The 20,127-nt window shown below is 71.6% G+C and carries 21 protein-coding genes, 1 pseudogene and 1 riboswitch; of the genes and pseudogenes, 11 read left to right on the top strand and 11 right to left on the bottom strand.

Annotation, left to right across the window (positions count from 1 at the left end; translation table 11 throughout):
* The 5 genes and pseudogenes from ACWEKM_RS23970 to ACWEKM_RS23990 all read left to right on the top strand — a co-directional run.
* A pseudogene (locus ACWEKM_RS23970) lies at positions 1-153 on the top strand (flavodoxin-dependent (E)-4-hydroxy-3-methylbut-2-enyl-diphosphate synthase); the annotation flags it as partial.
* A gap of 28 nt (positions 154-181) precedes the next feature.
* Positions 182-2,086 carry a 1-deoxy-D-xylulose-5-phosphate synthase gene (dxs, locus tag ACWEKM_RS23975; RefSeq protein ID WP_451623249.1) on the top strand — a complete coding sequence of 635 codons (1,905 nt, stop codon included), beginning with the start codon at positions 182-184 and terminating at the stop codon, positions 2,084-2,086.
* Positions 2,083-3,468: an aspartate aminotransferase family protein gene (locus ACWEKM_RS23980; protein WP_451623250.1), complete on the top strand. Its 1,386-nt coding sequence runs from the start codon at positions 2,083-2,085 to the stop codon at positions 3,466-3,468. The genes dxs and ACWEKM_RS23980 overlap by 4 nt, the downstream gene beginning before the upstream one ends.
* 74 nt (positions 3,469-3,542) lie before the next feature.
* Positions 3,543-4,142, top strand: a complete 600-nt coding sequence (locus ACWEKM_RS23985) for a helix-turn-helix domain-containing protein (protein ID WP_451623251.1) — start codon at positions 3,543-3,545, stop codon at positions 4,140-4,142.
* A complete protein-coding gene (locus tag ACWEKM_RS23990) occupies positions 4,139-4,261 on the top strand; it encodes a DUF6126 family protein (RefSeq protein ID WP_451623252.1) in 123 nt (40 codons plus the stop codon). The genes ACWEKM_RS23985 and ACWEKM_RS23990 overlap by 4 nt, the downstream gene beginning before the upstream one ends.
* A 36-nt stretch (positions 4,262-4,297) precedes the next feature.
* Here the strand turns inward: ACWEKM_RS23990 and ACWEKM_RS23995 are convergent, their stop codons facing one another.
* Positions 4,298-5,095, bottom strand: coding sequence for a tyrosine-protein phosphatase (locus ACWEKM_RS23995; protein WP_451623253.1), 798 nt, complete (start codon positions 5,093-5,095; stop codon positions 4,298-4,300).
* Positions 5,096-5,637: 542 nt separating this feature from the next.
* A riboswitch (cyclic di-AMP (ydaO/yuaA leader) is annotated at positions 5,638-5,795 on the top strand.
* Positions 5,796-5,799: 4 nt separating this feature from the next.
* Here ACWEKM_RS23995 and ACWEKM_RS24000 point away from each other — a divergent pair.
* The 4 genes from ACWEKM_RS24000 (at position 5,800) to ACWEKM_RS24015 (ending at position 10,314) form a co-directional block, all read left to right on the top strand.
* Positions 5,800-6,765: a M23 family metallopeptidase gene (locus tag ACWEKM_RS24000; RefSeq protein ID WP_451623254.1), complete on the top strand. Its 966-nt coding sequence runs from the start codon at positions 5,800-5,802 to the stop codon at positions 6,763-6,765.
* A gap of 300 nt (positions 6,766-7,065) precedes the next feature.
* The gene (locus ACWEKM_RS24005) at positions 7,066-7,851 is read left to right on the top strand and encodes an SGNH/GDSL hydrolase family protein (RefSeq protein WP_451623299.1); all 786 of its coding nucleotides are present in this window, start codon (positions 7,066-7,068) and stop codon (positions 7,849-7,851) included.
* A gap of 374 nt (positions 7,852-8,225) precedes the next feature.
* On the top strand, positions 8,226-9,410 hold the full coding sequence (locus ACWEKM_RS24010) for an MBL fold metallo-hydrolase (RefSeq protein WP_451623255.1): 1,185 nt from the start codon (positions 8,226-8,228) through the stop codon (positions 9,408-9,410).
* Between the two features lie 592 nt (positions 9,411-10,002).
* Positions 10,003-10,314 carry a hypothetical protein gene (locus tag ACWEKM_RS24015; protein WP_451623256.1) on the top strand — a complete coding sequence of 104 codons (312 nt, stop codon included), beginning with the start codon at positions 10,003-10,005 and terminating at the stop codon, positions 10,312-10,314.
* Between the two features lie 119 nt (positions 10,315-10,433).
* Here the strand turns inward: ACWEKM_RS24015 and ACWEKM_RS24020 are convergent, their stop codons facing one another.
* Positions 10,434-11,432, bottom strand: coding sequence for an aldo/keto reductase (locus tag ACWEKM_RS24020; protein ID WP_451623257.1), 999 nt, complete (start codon positions 11,430-11,432; stop codon positions 10,434-10,436).
* 149 nt (positions 11,433-11,581) lie between these two features.
* Between ACWEKM_RS24020 and ACWEKM_RS24025 the strand changes: the two genes are divergently transcribed.
* On the top strand, positions 11,582-11,830 hold the full coding sequence (locus tag ACWEKM_RS24025; protein WP_451623258.1) for an SbtR family transcriptional regulator: 249 nt from the start codon (positions 11,582-11,584) through the stop codon (positions 11,828-11,830).
* On the opposite strand, the gene ACWEKM_RS24030 is transcribed toward ACWEKM_RS24025, so the two are convergent.
* The 3 genes from ACWEKM_RS24030 to ACWEKM_RS24040 all read right to left on the bottom strand — a co-directional run bounded on the left by ACWEKM_RS24030 (position 11,823) and on the right by ACWEKM_RS24040 (position 13,936).
* Positions 11,823-12,368 (bottom strand): hypothetical protein, encoded by a 546-nt coding sequence (locus ACWEKM_RS24030; RefSeq protein ID WP_451623259.1) that lies wholly within the window; start codon positions 12,366-12,368, stop codon positions 11,823-11,825. The two genes, ACWEKM_RS24025 and ACWEKM_RS24030, sit on opposite strands and share 8 nt — an antisense overlap.
* Positions 12,369-12,660: 292 nt before the next feature.
* Positions 12,661-12,783, bottom strand: a complete 123-nt coding sequence (locus ACWEKM_RS24035; RefSeq protein WP_451623260.1) for a hypothetical protein — start codon at positions 12,781-12,783, stop codon at positions 12,661-12,663.
* Between the two features lie 178 nt (positions 12,784-12,961).
* A complete protein-coding gene (locus tag ACWEKM_RS24040) occupies positions 12,962-13,936 on the bottom strand; it encodes a DMT family transporter (RefSeq protein ID WP_451623261.1) in 975 nt (324 codons plus the stop codon).
* Between the two features lie 61 nt (positions 13,937-13,997).
* Here ACWEKM_RS24040 and ACWEKM_RS24045 point away from each other — a divergent pair, with 61 nt between their 5' ends.
* Entirely contained in the window at positions 13,998-14,546 is a 549-nt protein-coding gene (locus ACWEKM_RS24045) for a CGNR zinc finger domain-containing protein (RefSeq protein WP_451623262.1), read from the top strand.
* Here the strand turns inward: ACWEKM_RS24045 and ACWEKM_RS24050 are convergent.
* The 6 genes from ACWEKM_RS24050 to ACWEKM_RS24075 are packed head-to-tail and all read right to left on the bottom strand — an operon-like array spanning position 14,537 to position 20,097.
* Entirely contained in the window at positions 14,537-15,133 is a 597-nt protein-coding gene (locus tag ACWEKM_RS24050) for a flavin reductase family protein (RefSeq protein WP_451623263.1), read from the bottom strand. The two genes, ACWEKM_RS24045 and ACWEKM_RS24050, sit on opposite strands and share 10 nt — an antisense overlap.
* Before the next feature lie 31 nt (positions 15,134-15,164).
* On the bottom strand, positions 15,165-16,730 hold the full coding sequence (locus ACWEKM_RS24055) for an AMP-binding protein (RefSeq protein WP_451623264.1): 1,566 nt from the start codon (positions 16,728-16,730) through the stop codon (positions 15,165-15,167).
* Positions 16,727-17,377 (bottom strand): 4'-phosphopantetheinyl transferase family protein, encoded by a 651-nt coding sequence (locus ACWEKM_RS24060; protein WP_451623265.1) that lies wholly within the window; start codon positions 17,375-17,377, stop codon positions 16,727-16,729. Before ACWEKM_RS24060 ends, ACWEKM_RS24055 begins: the two co-directional genes overlap by 4 nt.
* Positions 17,377-18,666 (bottom strand): acyl-CoA dehydrogenase family protein, encoded by a 1,290-nt coding sequence (locus ACWEKM_RS24065; RefSeq protein ID WP_451623266.1) that lies wholly within the window; start codon positions 18,664-18,666, stop codon positions 17,377-17,379. Before ACWEKM_RS24065 ends, ACWEKM_RS24060 begins: the two co-directional genes overlap by 1 nt.
* A complete protein-coding gene (locus tag ACWEKM_RS24070) occupies positions 18,659-19,828 on the bottom strand; it encodes an acyl-CoA dehydrogenase family protein (protein ID WP_451623267.1) in 1,170 nt (389 codons plus the stop codon). Before ACWEKM_RS24070 ends, ACWEKM_RS24065 begins: the two co-directional genes overlap by 8 nt.
* The gene (locus ACWEKM_RS24075; protein ID WP_451623268.1) at positions 19,825-20,097 is read right to left on the bottom strand and encodes an acyl carrier protein; all 273 of its coding nucleotides are present in this window, start codon (positions 20,095-20,097) and stop codon (positions 19,825-19,827) included. The genes ACWEKM_RS24070 and ACWEKM_RS24075 overlap by 4 nt, the downstream gene beginning before the upstream one ends.
* Positions 20,098-20,127 lie beyond the last annotated feature (30 nt).

The following is a 20,127-nucleotide window of genomic DNA, read 5'->3' on the forward strand; positions in this document are numbered from 1 at the left end:
GTGAAGGGCGAGGTCATCAAGACCGTTCCGGAGTCGAAGATCGTCGAGACCCTCATCGAGGAGGCCATGAAGCTCGCCGAGCAGATGGAGGCCGACGGCGGCGCAACCGGCGCCCCGACCGTCACGGGGACACCGGCAGTGACAGTGAGTTGAGCAAGCGCGAACCGAGAGGGGGCCGAGCGTGACGATTCTGGAGAGCGTCCGGGGACCACGCGACCTGAAGGGGCTGTCCGAGCCGGAACTTCGTGAACTGTCCGAGGAAATACGCGAGTTCCTGGTGACCGCGGTGGCCAGGACCGGCGGTCACCTGGGGCCCAACCTGGGCGTGGTGGAACTCACCGTCGCGCTGCACCGGGTCTTCGAGTCACCGGTCGACCGCATCCTGTGGGACACCGGCCACCAGAGTTATGTGCACAAACTATTGACGGGGCGTCAGGACTTCTCGAAGCTGCGCGGCAAGGGCGGCCTGTCCGGCTATCCCTCCCGAGAGGAGTCCGAGCACGACGTCATCGAGAACAGCCACGCCTCCACCGTGCTCGGCTGGGCCGACGGATTCGCCAAGGCCCGTCAGGTGCAGGGCGAGAAGGGCCATGTGGTCGCGGTCATCGGCGACGGCGCCCTCACCGGCGGCATGGCCTGGGAGGCGCTGAACAACATCGCCGCCGCGAAGGACCGCCCGCTGATCATCGTGGTCAACGACAACGAGCGGTCGTACGCCCCGACCATCGGCGGCCTCGCCAACCACCTGGCCACCCTGCGCACGACCGACTCCTACGAGAAGGTCCTCGCCTGGGGCAAGGACGTCCTGCTGCGTACCCCGGTGGTCGGCAGCACCCTCTACGAGTCGCTGCACGGCGCGAAGAAGGGTTTCAAGGACGCCTTCGCCCCGCAGGGCATGTTCGAGGACCTGGGCCTGAAGTACGTCGGCCCGATCGACGGCCACGACCTCAAGGCCGTCGAGTCCGCGCTGCGCCGGGCGAAACGCTTCCACGGGCCGGTCCTCGTGCACTGCCTCACCGAGAAGGGACGCGGCTACGAGCCCGCCCTGGCACACGAGGAGGACCACTTCCACACCGTCGGCGTGATGGACCCGCTCACCTGCGAGCCGCTCGCGCCCTCGGGCGGGCCGTCCTGGACGTCGGTGTTCGGCGACGAGATCGTCCGCATCGGTCAGGAGCGGGACGACGTCGTGGCGATCACGGCGGCCATGCTGCACCCGGTGGGCCTCGGCAAGTTCGCCGAGCGCTTCCCCGACCGGGTCTGGGACGTCGGCATCGCCGAGCAGCACGCGGCAGTGTCGGCGGCGGGCCTCGCGACCGGCGGGCTGCACCCGGTCGTCGCCGTCTACGCCACCTTCCTCAACCGTGCCTTCGACCAGCTCCTGATGGACGTCGCGCTGCACCGCTGCGGTGTGACCTTCGTCCTCGACCGGGCCGGCGTCACCGGCGTCGACGGGCCCTCCCACAACGGCATGTGGGACCTGTCGGTCCTCCAGGTCGTGCCCGGCCTCAGAATCGCCGCGCCGCGCGACGCCGACCAGTTGCGCGCCCAGTTGCGGGAGGCCGTCGCCGTCGACGACGCGCCCACCCTGGTCCGCTTCCCGAAGGAGGCGGTCGGGCCGCGGATCCCGGCACTCGACCGCGTCGGCGGCATGGACGTGCTGCACCGGGCCGAGCGGCCCGACGTCCTGCTGGTGGCCGTCGGCGTCATGGCCCCGGTGTGTCTGCAGGCAGCCGAGCTGCTCCAGGCCCGCGGCATCGGCTGCACGGTGGTCGACCCCCGCTGGGTCAAACCCGTCGACCCGGATCTGCCCGGGCTCGCCGCCGGCCACCGCCTGGTGGCCGTCGTGGAGGACAACAGCCGGGCCGCCGGGGTGGGCTCCGCCGTGGCGCTGGCCCTCGGCGACGCGGACGTCGACGTGCCGGTGCGCCGGTTCGGCATCCCGGAGCAGTTCCTCGCGCACGCCAAGCGCGGTGAGGTGCTGGCCGACATCGGTCTCACCCCCGTCGAGATCGCCGGACGGATCGGCGCGAGCCTCGCCGTCAGGGAGCACAACGACGGCACAGTCAAGGAGAATGCTGAATGACCAAGGAGTTCGACCTCGGCGCCCTCCTGGCCGAGCGCGGAGCCGAGCGCTACGAGCTGCACACCAAGCACCTGAACCACCAGCTCCCGCGCATGCTGCACACCATCGGCTTCGACAAGGTCTACGAGCGGGCCGAGGGCGCCTACTTCTGGGACGCGGACGGCAACGACTACCTGGACATGCTGGCCGGGTTCGGGGTGATGGGCCTGGGGCGCCACCACCCGGTCGTCCGCAAGGCGCTGCACGACGTCCTCGACGCCCAGCTCGCCGACCTGACCCGGTTCGACTGCCAGCCGCTGCCCGGACTGCTGGCCGAGAAGCTCCTCGCACACAGCCCGCACCTGGACCGGGTGTTCTTCGGCAACAGCGGCACCGAGGCGGTGGAGACCGCGCTGAAGTTCGCCCGGTTCGCCACCGGCAGGCCACGGATCCTCTACTGCGACCACGCCTTCCACGGCCTGACCACCGGCTCCCTGTCGGTCAACGGCGAAAAGGGCTTCCGGGACGGCTTCGCCCCACTGCTGCCCGATACGGCCGTACCCCTCGGCGATCTCGACGCGCTGGCCCGGGAGTTGGCGAAGGGCGACGTCGCCGCGCTGGTCGTCGAGCCGATCCAGGGCAAGGGCGTGCACGAGGCCCCGCCCGGCTATCTGCGCGCGGCGCAGGATCTGCTGCACCGGCACAAGGCCCTGCTCATCGCCGACGAGGTGCAGACGGGACTCGGCCGGACCGGGGACTTCTACGCGTACCAGCACGAGGACGGCGTGCAGCCGGACCTGGTGTGCGTGGCCAAGGCGCTGTCCGGCGGCTATGTGCCGGTCGGCGCCACCCTCGGCCGGGACTGGATCTTCAAGAAGGTCTACTCGTCCATGGACCGCGTGCTGGTCCACTCGGCCAGCTTCGGCTCCAACGCGCAGGCGATGGCCGCCGGGCTGGCCGTGCTGTCGGTGATGGAGAACGAGCGGATCGTCGCGGGCGCCCGGGCGACGGGCGAGCAGTTGCGGTCCCGGCTGGCCGCGCTCGTCGACAAGTACGAGCTGCTCGCCGACGTCCGCGGCCGGGGTCTGATGATCGGCATCGAGTTCGGCAGGCCCGACTCGCTGAAGCTGCGCAGTCGCTGGACCATGCTGCAGGCCGCGCGCAAGGGCCTGTTCGCGCAGATGGTGGTGGTGCCGCTGCTCCAGCGGCACCGGATCCTGACCCAGGTCTCCGGCGACCACCTGGAGGTGATCAAACTGATCCCGCCGCTGGTCATCGGCGAGGCCGAGGTGGACCGGTTCATGGACGCCTTCACCGCCGTGATGGACGACGCGCACAGCGGTGGCGGTCTGATGTGGGACTTCGGGAAGACGCTGATCAAGCAGGCGGTCGCCAACCGGTGACCGCCCTGGTCGGGAGTTTTTGCCTTTGAGGCAAGAAATTTGCCGCAGGGGCAAAGCTGCGGCTCAATGGAGCTATGAGCTCCTCCCAAGCCGAGCTGCCCGCCGTAGCGCCCCGGCTCCGCTCGCTGCGCCGCCGCGCCGGCCTCACGCTGGAGGCGGCGGCGCACTCCGCCGGGCTGTCACCCGCCCATCTCTCCCGGCTGGAGACCGGGCAGCGCCAGCCCTCCCTGCCGATGCTGCTCGCGCTGGCCCGCATCTACGATACGACCGTCTCGGAGCTGCTCGGTGAGACCGTCGCCGACCGGGACGCGATCGTGGGCGCCGCCACCATGGAGCCGACCCGCGCGGGCGGCTGGACCTACTGGCAGGCGGGGGCGTCCGGCCGCGGCATGCAGGCGCTGCGGGTCCGCGTGCCGTACGGCTCGCAGGGCGACATCGTGCGCGTGCACCCCGGCGAGGAGTGGCTGTACGTCCTCAAGGGGCGGCTCGGACTGCGCCTCGGGGACACCGCCCATGTCCTCGCGCCCGGCGACAGCGCGCACTTCGACTCGCTGACCCCGCACCGCCTCGCCGCCGAGGACCACGACGGGGTGGAGCTCCTGTTCGTCCACACCCTGCTGCAGAGTCCCACGGCCGCGCTGTGCCTGGGCCCCATCACTGGAGAGCTGCCATGACCGACATGGAGGAGAAGTTCCCCCGCGCCCTGTGGATCCGGCTGATCATCTACATCGCCGTCGGCCATATCGTGGCCGGTTTCATCTATCTGCTGTTCGAGGTGGGCGCCAAGGGGTGAGCGACGGCGGGGTGAGCGGTCTCGGGTGAGCGGCCGTCAGTCGAGCAGCCGCTCGCGCAGCCGCTCCCGGGTCCCCGGTGCCAGCCCCAACCCCTGTTCCAGATAGGCGTCGACACCGCCCCAGGTCTGCTCGATGGTCTCCTCGGCCGCCGTCAGATACTCGGCGCGCGCGTCGAAGAGCGGGCTGAGCAGTTCCATGACCTCGGGCGTGTACGCGGTGTCCGCGCTGCCGCTGCGGCGCACCCGGTAGCGGCGGTGCTTGGCGTTCGACTCCAGATAGTCGGTCAGGATCGCCTCGCGTTCCACGCCCAGGGCGAGCAGCGTCACGGCAATGGACAGGCCCGCGCGGTCCTTGCCCGCCGCGCAGTGCATCAGGGCTGGGACGCTGTCCTCGGCCAGCGCGTGCAGCACCCGGGAGTGCTCGGCGGTGCGCTCCGCGATGATCGAGCGGTACGAGACGACCATCCGGTTCGCGGCCTTGCCGTCGCCGAGGAGCTGCCGCAGTTGGCCGATGTCGCCGTCGCGGACCATCGTCCAGAACTCGGCGCCGTCCGCCGGGTCGGTCAGCGGCAGATTGACGTTGCGCACGCCGGGCAGTTCGACGTCCGGACCCTCCAGCTTCTGGTCGGCCGCGTTGCGGAAGTCGAAGATCGTGTGCAGGCCCAGGGAGGAGAGGAACGCGGCGTCGGTCTCGGTCGCGTGCGCCAGGTGGCCGCTGCGGAACAGCACCCCGCGGCGCACCCGCCGACCGTCCGCGGTCGGCAGTCCGCCCACGTCACGGAAGTTGCGCACACCGGCCAGTTCGGGTTCGGTCGACGGGACCTGCTGCGTCACGGAGGCTCCTCGCGGTCGGACCCCGCGACGCGGTTCGCCGGCGGGCATGTCGTCGACCCTACGACATGGTTTTCCCATGGCGACGAGTTGTCCACAGGCGTTGCCACCAAGGCCCGCCGCCCTTGACGATGCGGAGACGTGAGCGAGTCTGTGGGCAGTTGTGAGGAGCGCGGTGCAGTACCCGCGCGGGGACGAGGCCGTGGTTGCGTACCGGGCTCCGCGGTGGCCTGGATGTGACGGTTCTTCTACTGTGTCGCGTCCAGCCCTTCTGTCGGAGTTGCCCGCTTATGTGGTGAGGGGCGTGAGGAGCGTCATACCTGTGACGGTGCGTTGTCCGTCATGTTCACGTAATACGCCTTCTCCTCGCGGGAATTGAGCAGGCACACCACATCCAAATGCACGGACGGTGACCGGGAATTCCGGCAACGGATCAAGTAAAAAGCGCACCAAGTGAAGCGGCTCCTTGTCCGTTTGCATCCTGCTCCCTTACGTTCGCCACCCATCCGGACGGACCGCCGAATCCTGCCGCCGCCCGGATCCCGGACACCCACCCACCCGTGCCCGGCAGGAGCGGGGGACCCACCAGGCGCGACTGCCTGTCCCGGTCTCCGGGACGGCTAGGGGTGAAGCCGCGCTGCGCGCGGCCGGGCAACTCCAGCCCGAACCCGACAGCTCACCTCGTAGGCGCCGGAGAGGAATTCGCCATGCCCGCGAAGGGTAAGCACCGTCGTCCCAAGTCCCAGCGACTCACCCGCCGCATCGCCGCCGTCGGAACGGGTGGTGCCGCGCTGGCCCTGCCGTTCATCGGCGCCGCCGGGGCGCACGCCGCCACCCCCGAGACGGCGCCCGGCGCCGCCGCGCAGCAGCCCGTGCGGTCCGTGGCCGGCGTCGCCGAGAAGAAGACGGCCGCCGAGGACTCCGGCACCCGGACATACTCGGTGCGGCCGGGCGACTGGCTCGCCAAGATCGCCGAGGAGCAGCACATCGGCGGCGGTTGGCAGCGGATCTACCAGGACAACCGCGAGGCCATCGGCGGCAACCCGTCGCTGATCCACCCGGGCCTGAAGCTCACGCTCGGCGAGCGGGCCGTGGCGGGGAGCGGCTCCTCGTCCGTCGAGCCCTCGTCCGCGAAGTCGTCGTTCGCCGAGTCCCTACAGTCGCCATCGGTGCCGTCGCCGTCGCCGTCGTCGGACATGTCGACCGAGAGCGCTCCGGTCGCCCAGCACACCGACGCCGCCAACGCCGCCGACACGGCCGCCTCCACCGGCTACGGCCTGCCGGTCGACGGCGCCCGCATCGGGACCCCCTACCGCGCGGCAGGCAGCATGTGGTCCAGCGGCTACCACACCGGTGTCGACTTCGTCGTCCCGACCGGCACCGCGCTCAAGGCGGTCGGCGCGGGCACGGTCGTCTCCGCGGGCTGGGGCGGCGCCTACGGCAACCAGGTGGTCGTCAAGCTCGACGACGGCCACTACGCGCAGTACGCCCATCTGTCGCAGCTGTCCGTCTCGGCCGGCCAGACCGTGACCCCGGGCCAGCAGGTCGGCCTGTCCGGCGCGACCGGCAATGTGACGGGCCCGCACCTGCACTTCGAGATCCGCACCACGCCGAACTACGGCTCGGACGTGGACCCGCTCGCCTATCTCCGCTCGCACGGCGTCACCGTCTGACGACCACGGCGCCCCCCTGCACACCCGAAGGCCGGACCCCGATCCCCGGGCCCGGCCTTCGGCATACCCGCGGCGTATGCGTCCGGCGGGTCCGCCAGGGGGCTCGTCGGCGGGTCCGTCGGCGGGTCCGGTAACTCACCGGCCAACACCCGTGCTCTGTGGCCTATTCCCACATCGGGAAACTCTTCGAGAGTGTCCTATCTCACCGTTCGTCAATCCCTTCCTACGATCGCGTAGGTCACATCGGAAGGGGAATCATGGCCCGACGTGGCAGACGATTCGAAGAGTGACAACACAGCTGTGATCGGGTCGTACGTGGCGGTGGGGGACAGCTTCACCGAGGGCGTCGGCGACCCCGGCCCCGACGGGGCGTTCGTCGGCTGGGCCGACCGGTTCGCGGTCCTGCTCGCGGACCGCCGGCCCGAGGACGACTTCCGGTACACCAATCTCGCCGTGCGCGGGAGGCTGCTCGACCAGATCGTGGCCGAGCAGATCCCGCGGGCGGTCGAACTGGCGCCGGATCTCGTCTCCTTCTGCGCGGGCGGCAATGACATCCTCCGTCCCGGCACCGACCCGGACGAGGTGGCGGAGCGCTTCGAGCGGGCCGTGGCCAAGCTCACCTCGGCGGTCGGCACCGTGCTGGTGACGACCGGCTTCGACACCCGTGGTGTGCCCGTGCTCAAGCATCTGCGCGGCAGGATCGCCACCTACAACGGGCATGTCCGGGCCATCGCCGACCAGTACGGCTGCCCTGTGCTCGACCTGTGGTCCCTGAAGGCCGTGCAGGACCGCCGGGCCTGGGACGACGACCGGATCCACCTCTCGCCCGAGGGGCACACGCGCGTAGCGCTGCGGGCCGGTCAGGCCCTCGGCGTCGGGGTTCCGGCCGACCCGGAACAGCCCTGGCCGCCGCTCCCGTCCCGCGGCACCCTCGAAGTGCGCCGCGACGACGTCCACTGGGCCCGTGAGTACCTGGTCCCGTGGATCGGCCGCCGACTGCGCGGCGAGTCCTCGGGCGACCATGTGACGGCCAAGGGCGCGCTCTCCCCGGACGACATCAGGACGCGCATCGCATCCGTGGCCTGAACCGTCGGGGCGGGCCCACACCGAATCCCGCCCCGGCGCGCCGACCGCTCAGCGCAGCCGTGCCGTCAACGTCCCCCGGTCCAGGACCAGTTCGCGGGTGAGTGCCTCGTCAACGCCGGTGGTCCGGCGGCTGTCGACGTACGGCCGCACGGCCCGCGGCCGGCACACGAGGAAGCCGCCTCTCGAGGGCGCAGCGCAGGGCGTGTACTGGGGGAGGGGGCACCGGGGCCTTCTCGCGACGGTCACCGCATCATCACCTGCTGAGCCGTCGGTCAGCGTCAGTCAGTGCGAGTCGGTGTCGGCCGGTGTCGGCCCCGGACTGTCGGAGGGGCCGACCATAATGGAGGACTCCACCGACTCCACCAGGAGGTATCGTGTCCGGTTCGCGTTCCTTGAGCTCCGGGCTCCGCGCGTTGCAGCCCGCGGCCTTCGGCGCCGACCCGGGAGGTGACCGCCTGGCGCGCATCCGTAACTCGCCCCACTTCAAGGACGGCGTCTTCCAGAACCCCGGGGGCCCCGCCCGGACCCGGCCCTCCGGTTCGACGCTGGACTTCGCGAAGGCATTCTTCGACCGGGACCAGCGGCCCCGCCGTGCCCCGCGGGGCACGGTCCCGGTGCACGCCACGACCCTCGCCGACCTGTCCCGGCCGCCCGCCACCGGGCTCCGGCTGACCTGGATGGGCCACTCCAGCGTGCTCGCGGAGATCGACGGGCACCGGGTGCTCTTCGATCCGGTCTGGGGCGAGCGCTGCTCCCCGTTCGCGTTCGCCGGGCCGAAGCGGCTGCACCCCGTGCCGCTGCCGCTCGCCGCGCTCGGCCCCGTCGACGTCGTGGTCATCTCGCACGACCACTACGACCACCTGGACCTGCCCACGATCAAGGCGCTGGCCGGTACGGACACCCTGTTCGCGGTGCCCCTCGGCGTCGGCGCCCACCTTGAGCACTGGGGCGTGTCGGCCGACCGGCTGCGGGAGCTGGACTGGCACGAGTCGACGCGGGTCGGCGGACTCACCCTCACCGCCACCCCCGCCCGGCACTTCTGCGGTCGCGGCCTGCGCAACACCCAGCACACCCTCTGGGCGTCCTGGGCCGTCGCGGGCGACCGGCACCGGATCTACCACAGCGGCGACACGGGCTACTTCGAGGGCTTCAAGGACATAGGAGCCGAGCACGGCCCGTTCGACGCCACGATGATCCAGATCGGCGCCTACAGCGAGTTCTGGCCCGACATCCACATGACCCCCGAGGAGGGCGTGCGCGCTCACCTCGATCTCCAGGGCGGCCGGGCGCACGGAGCGCTGCTGCCCATCCACTGGGGCACCTTCAACCTGGCGACGCACGCCTGGGCCGAACCGGGGGAGTGGACGAAGGCCGCAGCCGATGCAGTCGGACAGCCAGTCGCCGTCCCGGTTCCGGGCCAGCCCTTCGAGCCCGCCGGGGACCTCCCCGCGCGTCCATGGTGGCGGGATGTGTCCCTGCCGTTGAACCGCAAGTGGCCCGTTCCGGAGATCACCCAGGAGGCGTCTCGTGACGACCTCGACCTCGTGGGCGAGAGCTGACCGTGGATGAGCTGTGGCGCGTGACGGAAGTCCTTGCAGCCATGTGGGAGGCCGAGCGCGAGCAGAGCCTACGAGCTGTCGACGGGCCGCCGCGTCGGCTGAGTCAGGAACGAGCGTCGGAGTTCCGCCCGTTGCCCTCCGCCGGCCGTAGGGGCGCGAGTGTGCGAGTGACCGTGAAAGGCGCGTAGCGCCGCGGCGGAGAGAATCGTGCCGCGTCAGGTCGGCCACTCTCCTGACGAAAGAGAACCACCAGTAGGTTCCTGGTCTGCTGGTGGTACAGCGCAAGCAGCTCGCTGACCTGCGAATATGGCAGCCGCGGGGACCTGCCGGGACTGCTGGCCCGGGAATGGTCCGGATCTTGACTGATGCAGACCTTGGGACTGCGGTTCTGTTGGATTGGCCGTAGCCGCCCGCTCCGAGCTGACGGCCCCACCTGGCACAGGTTGTAGAAGGTGTCCAGGCGGGGCCGAACCAGTCCGTAGCAGGCACACAGCTACGACCGTGCCTCGCCGCCTTCCCCGACCTTGGTGACCAGCTGATCGGCTCGCTCGGCGGGGGCAAGGACCGGCGCGGGCACGTCGTCGCCCTGATCATGCTCCAGCCCCTGTCCCACTGGGACGCCCCCGATGGTCTGCTGGGCAGCTACGGCCTGGTCATCGTGGACGAGTGCCACGCCGTGGGGGCGCCGGGCGCCGAAGCCGCGATTCGCAGCGCGAAAGCCGGACGCTGGATCGGCCTGTCCGCGCCCCCCTACCGGGTGGACCAGATGGACGCGGTGATCACGATGCAGTGCGGACCGGTCCGCCACGAGATCGAGGACGCCGGCATTTTCGCCAAGCACTTCGTCGTGCACCCCACCACTTCACCACCGACGAGCCGGGCAGGGACCCGGCCGCCGCAGTGATGAGCAGCTTACGGAACATTGTTTCCCCCGCTTGTTCTCGAATTGACGCCAGGAAACGGCGTCGAGCTGAAGCGTCAGTACCTCTTCCCGTCAGGGGAATTCACGCGCGCGGCGGTGTATCAGCGGCCGTTCATATGCATGACGCTTTCTGGATAGCGCGTCCCGGCGACTGCCGTTGCCGGCAGCGCCTCGTCCAGGCGCCGCATCGTCTGGGCGTCGAGTTCCAGCTGAGCAGCAGCCAGATTCTCGGTCAGCGTGACGCGCCGTTTCGTGCCGGGGATCGGCACGATGTCCTCGCCCTTGTGCAGCAGCCAGGCGAGGGAGACTTGGGCGGGCGTGGCCGACAGTTCGCGGGCGATCTCGCGTACCACGTCGGCGGCGGCCGTGTTGGTGTCGAAGTTGGTCCCCTGAAAGCGCGGGTCGTACTTACGGTAGTCGCTGTCCGGGTAGTCCTCCGCACGCATCGCTGATCCGGTCAGGAAACCCCGGCCCAGCGGGGAGTAGGCAACGAGCCCGATGCCGAGTTCACGGATCGTGGGAAGAATCTCCTGCTCCAAGTGGCGTTCCCACAGGGAGTATTCGGTTTGCAGCACGGCCACAGGGCAGACCTTGTGGGCTCGTGCGATGGTCCCGGCGCCGGCCTCGGAGAGCCCGAAGTGGGCCACCTTCCCCGCCGCGATGAGGTCACCGACGGTACCCGCGACCTCCTCGATGGGTACTTCCGGATCGACCCGGTGCTGGTAGAGCACATCGATGCGGTCCGTGCCGAGGCGAGACAGTGAGGCGTCCACGACGCGGCGGATGTGCTCGGGCCGGCTGTTCAATGCGCCGCGCCGGGTGCCTTCGTATTCCCAGCCGAACTTCGTCGCGATCACCGCTTCGTCCCGGCGTCCGCGCAGCGCCCGGCCGAGGAGTTCCTCATTCACGAACGGGCCGTATGACTCCGCGGTGTCGAAGAAATTGCAGCCCATCTCGAGGGCGCGATGAATCGTCGCGATGGACTCCTCGTCGTTGGGAGTCCCGTAGGTCTGACTCATCCCCATGCACCCCAGGCCGAGGGCGGAGACCTCAAGGGCCGTTCGGCCCGGACGACGGCGCGGAATCGGTAAGGCGCTCAACTCGGTGGTCCCTTCGTCGGATTCCTATGGATTTCTCTCTACGGACCGGACCCGGTCCGTGTTGTGCACTCTAGAATCCGACCGCAGGATCGGGAGAGACGATACGGAACGGTCTCCCTGGTTGTCGATGTTCCATCAGGGGGCATTGCATGGCAAATGCGGATGAAACCTCGAAACGGTGTACCGGCACTTCTCCAGCAAAGAGGTGCAAGTTGCTTTTCCAGGTCCAGCAGGCGGGTGTCATTCGCGACGACATCAGCGTGGCCGACCTCATGGCGCTGATCACCGGCCTCATCCTCGCCCGGCACCGCAACGACGGTGGCAGGGTCGAGCGCCAGCGGGTGCTCGGTGTTGTCTGGGATGGCCTGCGCGCCGGTTGTACCGGTGCGGTCACATGATCCCGGCGCTCTCCGCGAGCTGATGCAGATCGCGCCGAACCGTGACGCTGTCCTGAGAGATCGCCTGTCGGAGCAGATGCCGGGCGTAGACGTTGCACCGCATCTCCTCCCCGCAGTCGCGGTCCGCCTGCATCAGAGCGAGCACGGCACCCGACTGGTCATGCGCCTGCAAGTGTGTGCGGGCCAGGGTGAGGTAGAACCGCACCCTCCCCTCCCGGTGCAACGCGTCGACCTCCTCGACCTGTTCGGCCAGGCGCAGCGCGCGCGTCGTACGGCCGAGCACGGTCTCGACCCGGACCCGGTGAGCGGCGACGTCCACCGGTGTCACGGGCGTCGCGAGCCGTATGCCACTGCCGCGGATGCCCGCCGCCGGTTCCTCCGCCGTGTCCATGAGGCGCTCTGCCTCGTGATGGTCCTGCTGAAATGCGGCGGCCTCGGCGGCAGTGAGATAGAGCCAGGTACGCTCCGCATCCGCCTCGGCCGTGGTGACCTTTCCGTGCCTGCGCCAGACCGTCGGCCTCCGCCACGCACAGCTCACGAGCCTGGCCGGATGAGTGCAGCCGCAGCAGCACATCACCAAAGCCGCGCAAACAGGCCGCGGCGAGCAGTGCGTCCCCTGCTTGCCGGGCCTCGGCGAGTGCCCGGTCCGCGGCCAACAAGGCATGCGACAACTCCCCGGTGCTGTGCAGGAAAGCCGACGTCAATCGGTGCACCTGAGCACTCAAGGGCAGGGCCTGCCGTGCGGAATGCCAGGCAAGGCAGCCGTAGACCTGGGCCGGCAGTCCGGGCAGCCGTGCCCGTACCAGGGAGTAGCGCTGCGTGGAGTGGTGTCAAGAGGTCCAGGCACCGTTCACGTCGCCGCGCAGCCGACTGAGGTCACCGGGCCGAATCGCCGCGCCCGCGGCGGCCGCGGCCGCGGTCCGTTGGCCGAGCAGGGTCGGCAGGAGGCTCAAGCGGGCGGCGTGACCGGGGGCCACGCGCCGCCTCGGCGAACCCCTGCTCAGCAGGTTCGCCCGGCGGCTGGGTCCGGCGCGACGGGCTCGACTTCGCGGGCGATCGCTGACACCGGGCGTGGACGGCCCCGGCAGGACCGTACGGTGCGGACCTGCCGAGGCCGCGCGCGTCGCGCTCTCAGCGCCGTGTCGTCAGTACCGTGCTCAGGGCGACCGGCAGGACCGCCAGTGTTTCCAGGGCCGTGACCGGCTCCCCCAGCAGGGCGGCGCTCAGCGCGATGCTGAACAGCGGGGGCATGAACTGGGCGATGCTGGCCCGGCTCGGGCCGACCCGGCGGATCAGCAGCAGCCACAGTGTCATCCCGAGGATGGAGGCGCCGAGCGCCAGATAGAGCAGCAGGCCGATGAGCCGGCCGCTCAGATCGGCCGGCACCAACTGACCGGTGAACGCGGTGACCAGCAGCAGCGGGACGGCGCCGGTCAGGGACTGCCAGCCGGTCGCGAGGAGCAGGTCCGTGCCCGGCCGCACCAGATACGGCGTCAGGAACGTGCCCACGGCCAGGCAGCAGACCGCGCAGCCGCCGAGGACGATGCCGCCGACGCTGACCACACCCATGTTCAGCCGGTCCACGGCCGACATCACGATGCCGAGGACGCCCAGCACCAGTCCCGCCGCGTGGACCGGGCGCAGCCGGTCCCGGCCGCTCGCCACGCTCAGCGTCACGACCAGCAGGGGCGTGCCGGAGGACAGCACCGCCGCCATCCCGGCCGACAGATGGGGCAGGGCGAACCCCATGACGCCGAGGTAGCCGGTGGTGGTGAGCAGCCCGGCGAGGGTGAGGCGGCCGAGTTCGCCGCGGGCGGCCGGTAAATGACGTAGGCGCAGCGTGACCAGGATGGCACCGGCCAGGAGGCAGCGCATACCGACCACCCAGCCCGGCGCGGCGTCCCGCAGGGCCAGCTTGGTGGTGATGAAGGCGAGGGCCCAGAACAGGGCCCACAGCACGGCCAGGCCGACGGTCGTGAGGGAGCCGCCGACGGCCGGTGTCGGGGCGGCGAGGGCCGGTTCGCAGGGCGGGCGCGCTGAAGCCGCGGCCGAGGTGCCGGAGCCGGGGCGGTGGTGGGGGACATCGTTCCGGTCGTCCATCGTCATCGGTCAAGGGTATGACGGACCGGTGTGGCGCACCATGCGGGAAGCAGACGAGACTGGAGGCGTGGACTTCGATTTCGTCAGCGATCACCTCGCCCTCGACTTCGCCGGCACGCTGTCCTGGCGCACCACCGACCGGGTGGACCTCCTGACGGCACCGGCCGACCTGGAACGGTGGGTGCGCCACTCGGGCCTGTCGGACGCACCGCCGAAGGTCACCGCCGGGATGTTCCGCGCCGCGGTCGAACTGCGCGAGGCCGTCTACCGGGCCGCGGTGAGCGTGCCGGACGGGACCCGCGCCGACCCCGCCGACCTCGCCCTGATCCGGCGCACCGCGCAACAGCCCGGCGTGGTACCGCAGTTGTGGGCGATCGGCGAGGTCCGCCGCAGCGGTGACATGACGCAGGTCCTGGCGAGCCTGGCCGTCGCCGCGAGCGATCTGCTGGGCTCCGCCGAACGCCACCACATCCGGGTGTGCGCCCGCCCGACCTGCACCCGGCTCTTCCTCGACCGCTCCCGGGCCGCCAGCCGCCGCTGGTGCGACAAGCTCCGCTGCGGCAGCTCCGCCAACTCCGCCGCCTACCGACGCCGCCGGCAGGCCCGTCAGCCCTGAGCAGCCGGGCCCTCGGCGACAGCGGGCCCGGACACCCGCGCACCCCCGCCGGCCGGGCCGTGCACGGGCGGGATCAGGAGGGCGTGGTGGGCACGCCGGTAGAGCACGGCGGGGTCGGACGTGCCCGTCCGGGTCCAGGTCGCCACGCCCACCAGCACGGTGTGGTCGAAGAGTTCCACGCTCTCCCGCACCTCGCACACCACACCCGCCGTGCACCGGTCCAGCACCGGCGCTCCGTTGATCTGCCGGACGTCGACCCCGGCGAAGCGGGCGTCGGCGGGGGCGGTGGCGAACTGATGGGCCAGGGCACGGTCCGGCCAGGCCAGGACGTTGACGGCGAAGCAGCGCGCCGCCAGCACAGCGGTCAGCGTCCGGCTCCGAGAGCCGAGCGACACCAGCAGACTGGGCGGATCTAGGGACAGCGACAGCACCGCGGTCACCGTGCAGCCGACCGGGCCGTCCGGGCCACGGGCGGTGATCACCGTGAGCCCGGTGGGCAGATGGGAGATGGCGGCGCGATAGGTGGCGGCCGACACGGCCGGGTGACGGGGGCGGGGGGCCCTGGGCGAGGAGACCGGTGCATTCATGAGGCAGATCCAATGCTGGTGGAGACGATGGTCAGGACCGCGGATCCGCGACGATCTCCGCGACGGCCGTGCGGTCCAGCTTTCCGTTGGCGTTGAGCGGCAGCCGGTCCAGGACGGTGACGCTGCGCGGCACCATGTACCCGGGCAGACGGGTGCGCAGGTCGTTCAGCAGCGCGTCGGCGTCGGGGACGGCGCCGACGGCCGAGCAGGCCGCCCGCAGCACGGTGTCCCCGCCGGGCCGGGACAGGGCCACGACGACGGCGTCGGTGACCCCGGGCCGGGCGCGCAACGCCGCCTCGACCTCGCCGAGTTCGACCCGGTAGCCGTTGACCTTCACCTGCTGGTCGAGACGTCCGAGGTGGACCAGCCGCCCGTCCTCGTGGGTGACCCGGTCACCGGTGCGATACCAGTGCCCCTCGGTCGGGCCCGGGCCACCGGCCCCGTCCGTCGGCTCCGGGCCACCGGCTCCGCCGACGACACCGGCCGCCGGGTCCGGCGCCACGAACCGGCCGGTGTTCTCGGCCCGGTCCAGATAGCCCGCGAACCGCTGAGCCCCCCTGACCACCAGCTCGCCGGTCGCGGCCGCCCGCCCCAGCTCGTCCAGCACCAGATGCTCAAGGCCGGGGTGCAGCTCGCCGATGGGCACTGTGTCGTTGCTGGTCAGGGGCCACTGCTCGGGCCGCGCGGGCAGCACGTACGCGGCACAGCTGATGGTCAGTTCGGTGGGCCCGTACAGGTTGGCCAAGGTGCTCGCCGGAGCGGCCCCGGCCCACCACTTCGCCTGCTGCCGGGTCAGCGGCTCCCCGCAGAACAGGCTCCAGCGCAGCGTCGGCAGCCGACCCGGCCGCAGCTCCCGCATCCGATGCGCGAGGGAGACCACCGACGGCACCGAGAACCAGTGGGTCAGCTCCCGTTCGGCCGCCCAGCGCACCGGCGTCAGCAGGTCACGCCCGGACGGCACCACCAGCGCCGCCCCACTGCCCCAGGCGGTGAACATGTCGAACACCGACAGGTCGAAGGTGAGGTCGAAGGTCCCGGACAGCCGACTGCCCGGGCCGGTGTCGAACGCGCCGGTCACATGGCCGAGGTAGGCCGACACATTCCGATGCGAGACCGGCACCCCCTTGGGCACTCCGGTCGAACCGGACGTGAACAGGATGTACGCGGGATCGTCCGGCCCGCCGACCGGCTCCTTCGGCAGTGCGGCCACCGGACCGCCGCCCGGCGCCGGCACATACCGCGGCACCCCCGCGACACCGGCCCACCCGGGCGGCCCGACCACGACATCCAGCCCGGCCGATTCGGCGATCCGCCGGTTGCGCTCGGACGGCGCGGCCGGCGACAGCGGGACGACCGTGCTGCCGAGCCGTTGCAGCGCCAGATAGGAGGCGTAGGTGAGGACGTCCCGGCCGGTCGCGAGACCGGCCCGGCGCGGCACCTCCTTGAGGTCGACGAGGAGCCCGGCGGCGATGCCCTCGCACAGCCCGCGCAGGTCCTCGTATGTGAGGTGCTCCGCGCCCGCTTCGAGCGCGCGACGGTCGCCGAAGCGTGCCACGGAGTCGGCGAACCAGCTGTACAGGTGCTGACTGCTCGTCATCCTCGGTTCTCCCGCATGCTGTCCATGGCGCTCAGGCCGTCGGTCGGATCGTGGAAGGCGCAGCTCAACGGGACGGCAGACCAGTCCCGCAGGGAGACCCAGCGCAGGCTCCGCCACCGTCCGCCCCTGGCGTGCGGTGGCACCTCGATGGTCCAGGGCCGGCCGCGCAGGCCCGTCCCCGCCGCCTTCACGCACGCCTCCTGGGCCGTCCACACCCAGGCCAGTTCCCTGCGCCGCTCGTCCCGCGGCCAGCGTGCCGCCTCGGCGGCCCAGGGCCCCAGACAGCGGCGGAGCAGCCGGTCGTGGTCGCGGTCCGGCACCTGCTGGACGTCCACCCCGACCGGTCCGTCCAGCGCGACGGCCGCCGCGACCGCGTCCCCGTCGTGGGAGACGCTGACGGCCACACCGGGCGCGCCCGACAGCCGGGGCGGACGGCCGGGAGCGGCGACGACATCCGCGTCGGCGAGCGCGGGACGGACCCGCGCCAGCAGCTCGCGCAGCGCCGCCCGGCCCGCCAGCCGCTGGGCCGCCCGCCATGGAGGCAGCCCCGCGGCGGCGGCCAGATCACGGGGATCCGGCGCGGACCGCGACCATCGTCGGCGCGGCCCGCTGATCACCCAGACCCGCTCGGCCGGCTGTCCCCACATCACGGGTGTGTGCCCAGCCGGTCGAGGAATGTCTCGGCGCGGTCCGCGACCTGGGCGAGCATGAGGTCGGTGGCGCCGCCGCCGAGCCCGAGGACCGCCGCCTCGGCCCGGATCCGATGGGCACCGCCCTCCGCCATGCCGTCCGCGCCCTGAAGCTCGGCGCACCGGGAGAGGACCGCGTCCGCCTCCAGCCCGACGGCCGCCTTCAGCAACCCCGCCCAGGCGAGATCCCGGTCGGATGCGACCCGCACCGTCACGGTGTCCAGCAGCGCCCTCAGCTGTGTCACCCGGACCAGACAGGCCGCGAAGTCCCGGCGGATCACCGGGTTCTGCCACAGCGGCCGGCCGTCCGACTCGCGGTGGGCCAGCCGGTCCCGGGTGGCGCGCAGCACGCGCGAGGTCAGCGCGACCGCCCAGTACGCCCCGGCGATCCGCTCCGTCGCCATGTGCCGGGCGAAGTCGGCCAGGGCCCTGCCGGGGCGGCCGACCAGGTGATCCGCGGCCAGCCGTACCCCGTCGAACCGGAGGTGACCGGTGCCGGACCGGGCGAGCAGCGGGGTGTCGGCCGGGGTGACCGTCACCCCCGGGGTGTCGGCGGGCACCAGTACCCAGCTGAAGCCGGTGAAGTGCCGGCCGGGCCGCTGCCGGGCCAGCACCAGCAGATACCCGGCGCCGAGGGCGTTGGTGATCCAGCGTTTGCCGCCGTCCAGGGCGAGCCGGTCGCCGCGGACCGCCACCCGGGTGGTCAGTGCGGCGAGGTCGGAGCCGGGTGCACCCTCGTCCGTCGCCGCCAGCGCCACCCGGGCATCGCCCGCCAGCACGCGTTCGCGGGCGGTGGCGCACCGCTCGCCCGGCGCGTTCGCCAGCAGCGGCAGCGCGCTGGCCGCTTGGACGAGCACGCTGAGGGTGACGCCGTTGTCGCCGCGGGCGTCCAGCGCGGACATCAGGGCGCCGAGCCGGTCCAGATCCACCTGCGGACCGTTCGGGGGACCGTCCGGGGGGCTGGATGCGTACAGTGCGGCGATGATGCCGCCACGGCCGAGGGCCCGCCACACGTCGGCCGCGTCGGCATCGTCGGGCAGCGGTTCCAGGGCCCGCCGCAGCCGCCCGGCGAAGCCGGTTCCGGGGGCGTCCGGCCAGCCGGGTACGGGCGGGGTGTCCGCGTTCTTCGGGGTGTTGGGGTGGGCCGGGGTGTCGGGTACGGGCGGGGCGACCGCGTTCTTCGGGGTGCTGGAGTGGGCCGGCGCGTCGAGCGCGGGCGGCGGCGGGGCGTACCGGCCGTCAGACAAAGCGCACCTCGGGATCGAGCAGGGCCAGTTTCCCGTCGACCAGGTGCAACCGGTCGTTGCTGTAGTTCAGCGAGGCCGAGCGCAGGTCGCGCAGGGCCCGCTCCAGCCCGGTCGGCGAGCCCTTGAGATAGCCGTGGCGCATCCCGACGGCGTCGATCAGTTCGTCGACGGCGCGATGGCACTCCTCGGCGGCGGTGATCTTCAGCGCGTTGATCTGCAACTGGAGCGGCGGACGGCTGAGGTCGTCGGCCGTGGTGACCGTCGCCAGGGTGCGGGCCAGCAGCGCGTGCACCACGTCCAGACGCTGCCGGGCCCGGGACAGCCGGGTCAGCAGCAGTTCCGAGGAGGTCCGCTCCCGTTCCGCCGGGGCGCGCAGCATCGCCAGCACCCGGGAGAGCGCTCCGGCGGCCGTGCCCAGCCAGGCCGCGGACCAGCCCAGGTGCGCGGCCGGCCCGAAGGTACGGGTGACGATGGAACGAAAGTCGCCGTCCCGGCCGATGATCTGGGCGCGCGGGATCCGACCGCTCAGCCGAAGCGGTGGGCTGTGACTGGCACGCATCCCCATGGGCTGCCAGTCGCCGGCCGCCTCCACGGTCAGCTGGTCGCGGTCGGCGAACAGCAGGCTGACCGCGGTCGGCGACTCCGTGTCGGCCGCGCGGACGGTCATCAGGAAACCGTCGGCGTGCAGCCCGCCCGTGACGACCGGCGCGAAGCGCTCCACCATCAGCTGGTCGCCGTCCCCGCGCACCTCGGTCTCCGAGGTCAGCAGGTGTCCGCCGGTCGACGTCTCGGTGGTGACGGACGCCAGATAGCGGCCCTCGGCGACCCAGGGGAGCAGCCGCTCGCGCAGCTCCGGGTCGGCGTGCCGGGCGATCGCCCACACCTGCTGGCAGTGCATCGCGAAGATCATCGCCAGTGACATGTCGGTGCGCCCGAGCCGCAGCGTGACCCGCACCATGTCCTCAAGGCCGCCGTCCAGCCCGCCGTGACGTCCCTCGACGAGCAGCGCGAGCAGCCCGGTACGGCGCAGTTCCGCCAGCGCCTCGGTGGGGAAGACCGCCGTCTCGTCCGCATGGTCCGCATGGCGGGCGGCGACCGTGCACACCTGCTCCGCCAGCGACTCCACGGTCCGCGTCGGCTCCGTCGTGACCGGCGCGCTCACGCGGCACCCGTTCCCGGGGCGGCGGAGCCGGGCTGCCCGGTCAGGGCCGCGCTGACTTCCTTCCACAGATTGCCCGCGGTCGCGAACGTCGTGTCGTTCATCGCCTCGTCCGGCAGGGAAATGCCGTAGGCGTCCTCGATCGCGAACAGCAGATCGATCGCCTGCATCGAGTCGAGACCGAGGCCGCGCAGATCGGACTCCGCATCGAGGGCACCTTCGGTGTGGAACTTCAGGAACGGCAGCAGTACGGCGGTGAAGCGTTCGTCCATCGGAGAGGTCCTGCCTTTCGCTACATGGGA

The organism is Streptomyces sp. NPDC004752 (assembly GCF_053601275.1).

Coding starts and splice junctions, on each gene's coding strand:
- ACWEKM_RS23980 (WP_451623250.1), top strand. CDS start 2,083: ATGACCAAGGAGTTCGACCTCGGCGCCCTCCTGGCCGAGCGCGGAGCC.
- ACWEKM_RS23985 (WP_451623251.1), top strand. CDS start 3,543: ATGAGCTCCTCCCAAGCCGAGCTGCCCGCCGTAGCGCCCCGGCTCCGC.
- ACWEKM_RS23990 (WP_451623252.1), top strand. CDS start 4,139: ATGACCGACATGGAGGAGAAGTTCCCCCGCGCCCTGTGGATCCGGCTG.
- ACWEKM_RS24000 (WP_451623254.1), top strand. CDS start 5,800: ATGCCCGCGAAGGGTAAGCACCGTCGTCCCAAGTCCCAGCGACTCACC.
- ACWEKM_RS24015 (WP_451623256.1), top strand. CDS start 10,003: ATGCTCCAGCCCCTGTCCCACTGGGACGCCCCCGATGGTCTGCTGGGC.
- ACWEKM_RS24025 (WP_451623258.1), top strand. CDS start 11,582: ATGGCAAATGCGGATGAAACCTCGAAACGGTGTACCGGCACTTCTCCA.
- ACWEKM_RS24040 (WP_451623261.1), bottom strand. CDS start 13,936: ATGACGATGGACGACCGGAACGATGTCCCCCACCACCGCCCCGGCTCC.
- ACWEKM_RS24050 (WP_451623263.1), bottom strand. CDS start 15,133: ATGAATGCACCGGTCTCCTCGCCCAGGGCCCCCCGCCCCCGTCACCCG.
- ACWEKM_RS24055 (WP_451623264.1), bottom strand. CDS start 16,730: ATGACGAGCAGTCAGCACCTGTACAGCTGGTTCGCCGACTCCGTGGCA.
- ACWEKM_RS24060 (WP_451623265.1), bottom strand. CDS start 17,377: ATGTGGGGACAGCCGGCCGAGCGGGTCTGGGTGATCAGCGGGCCGCGC.
- ACWEKM_RS24075 (WP_451623268.1), bottom strand. CDS start 20,097: ATGGACGAACGCTTCACCGCCGTACTGCTGCCGTTCCTGAAGTTCCAC.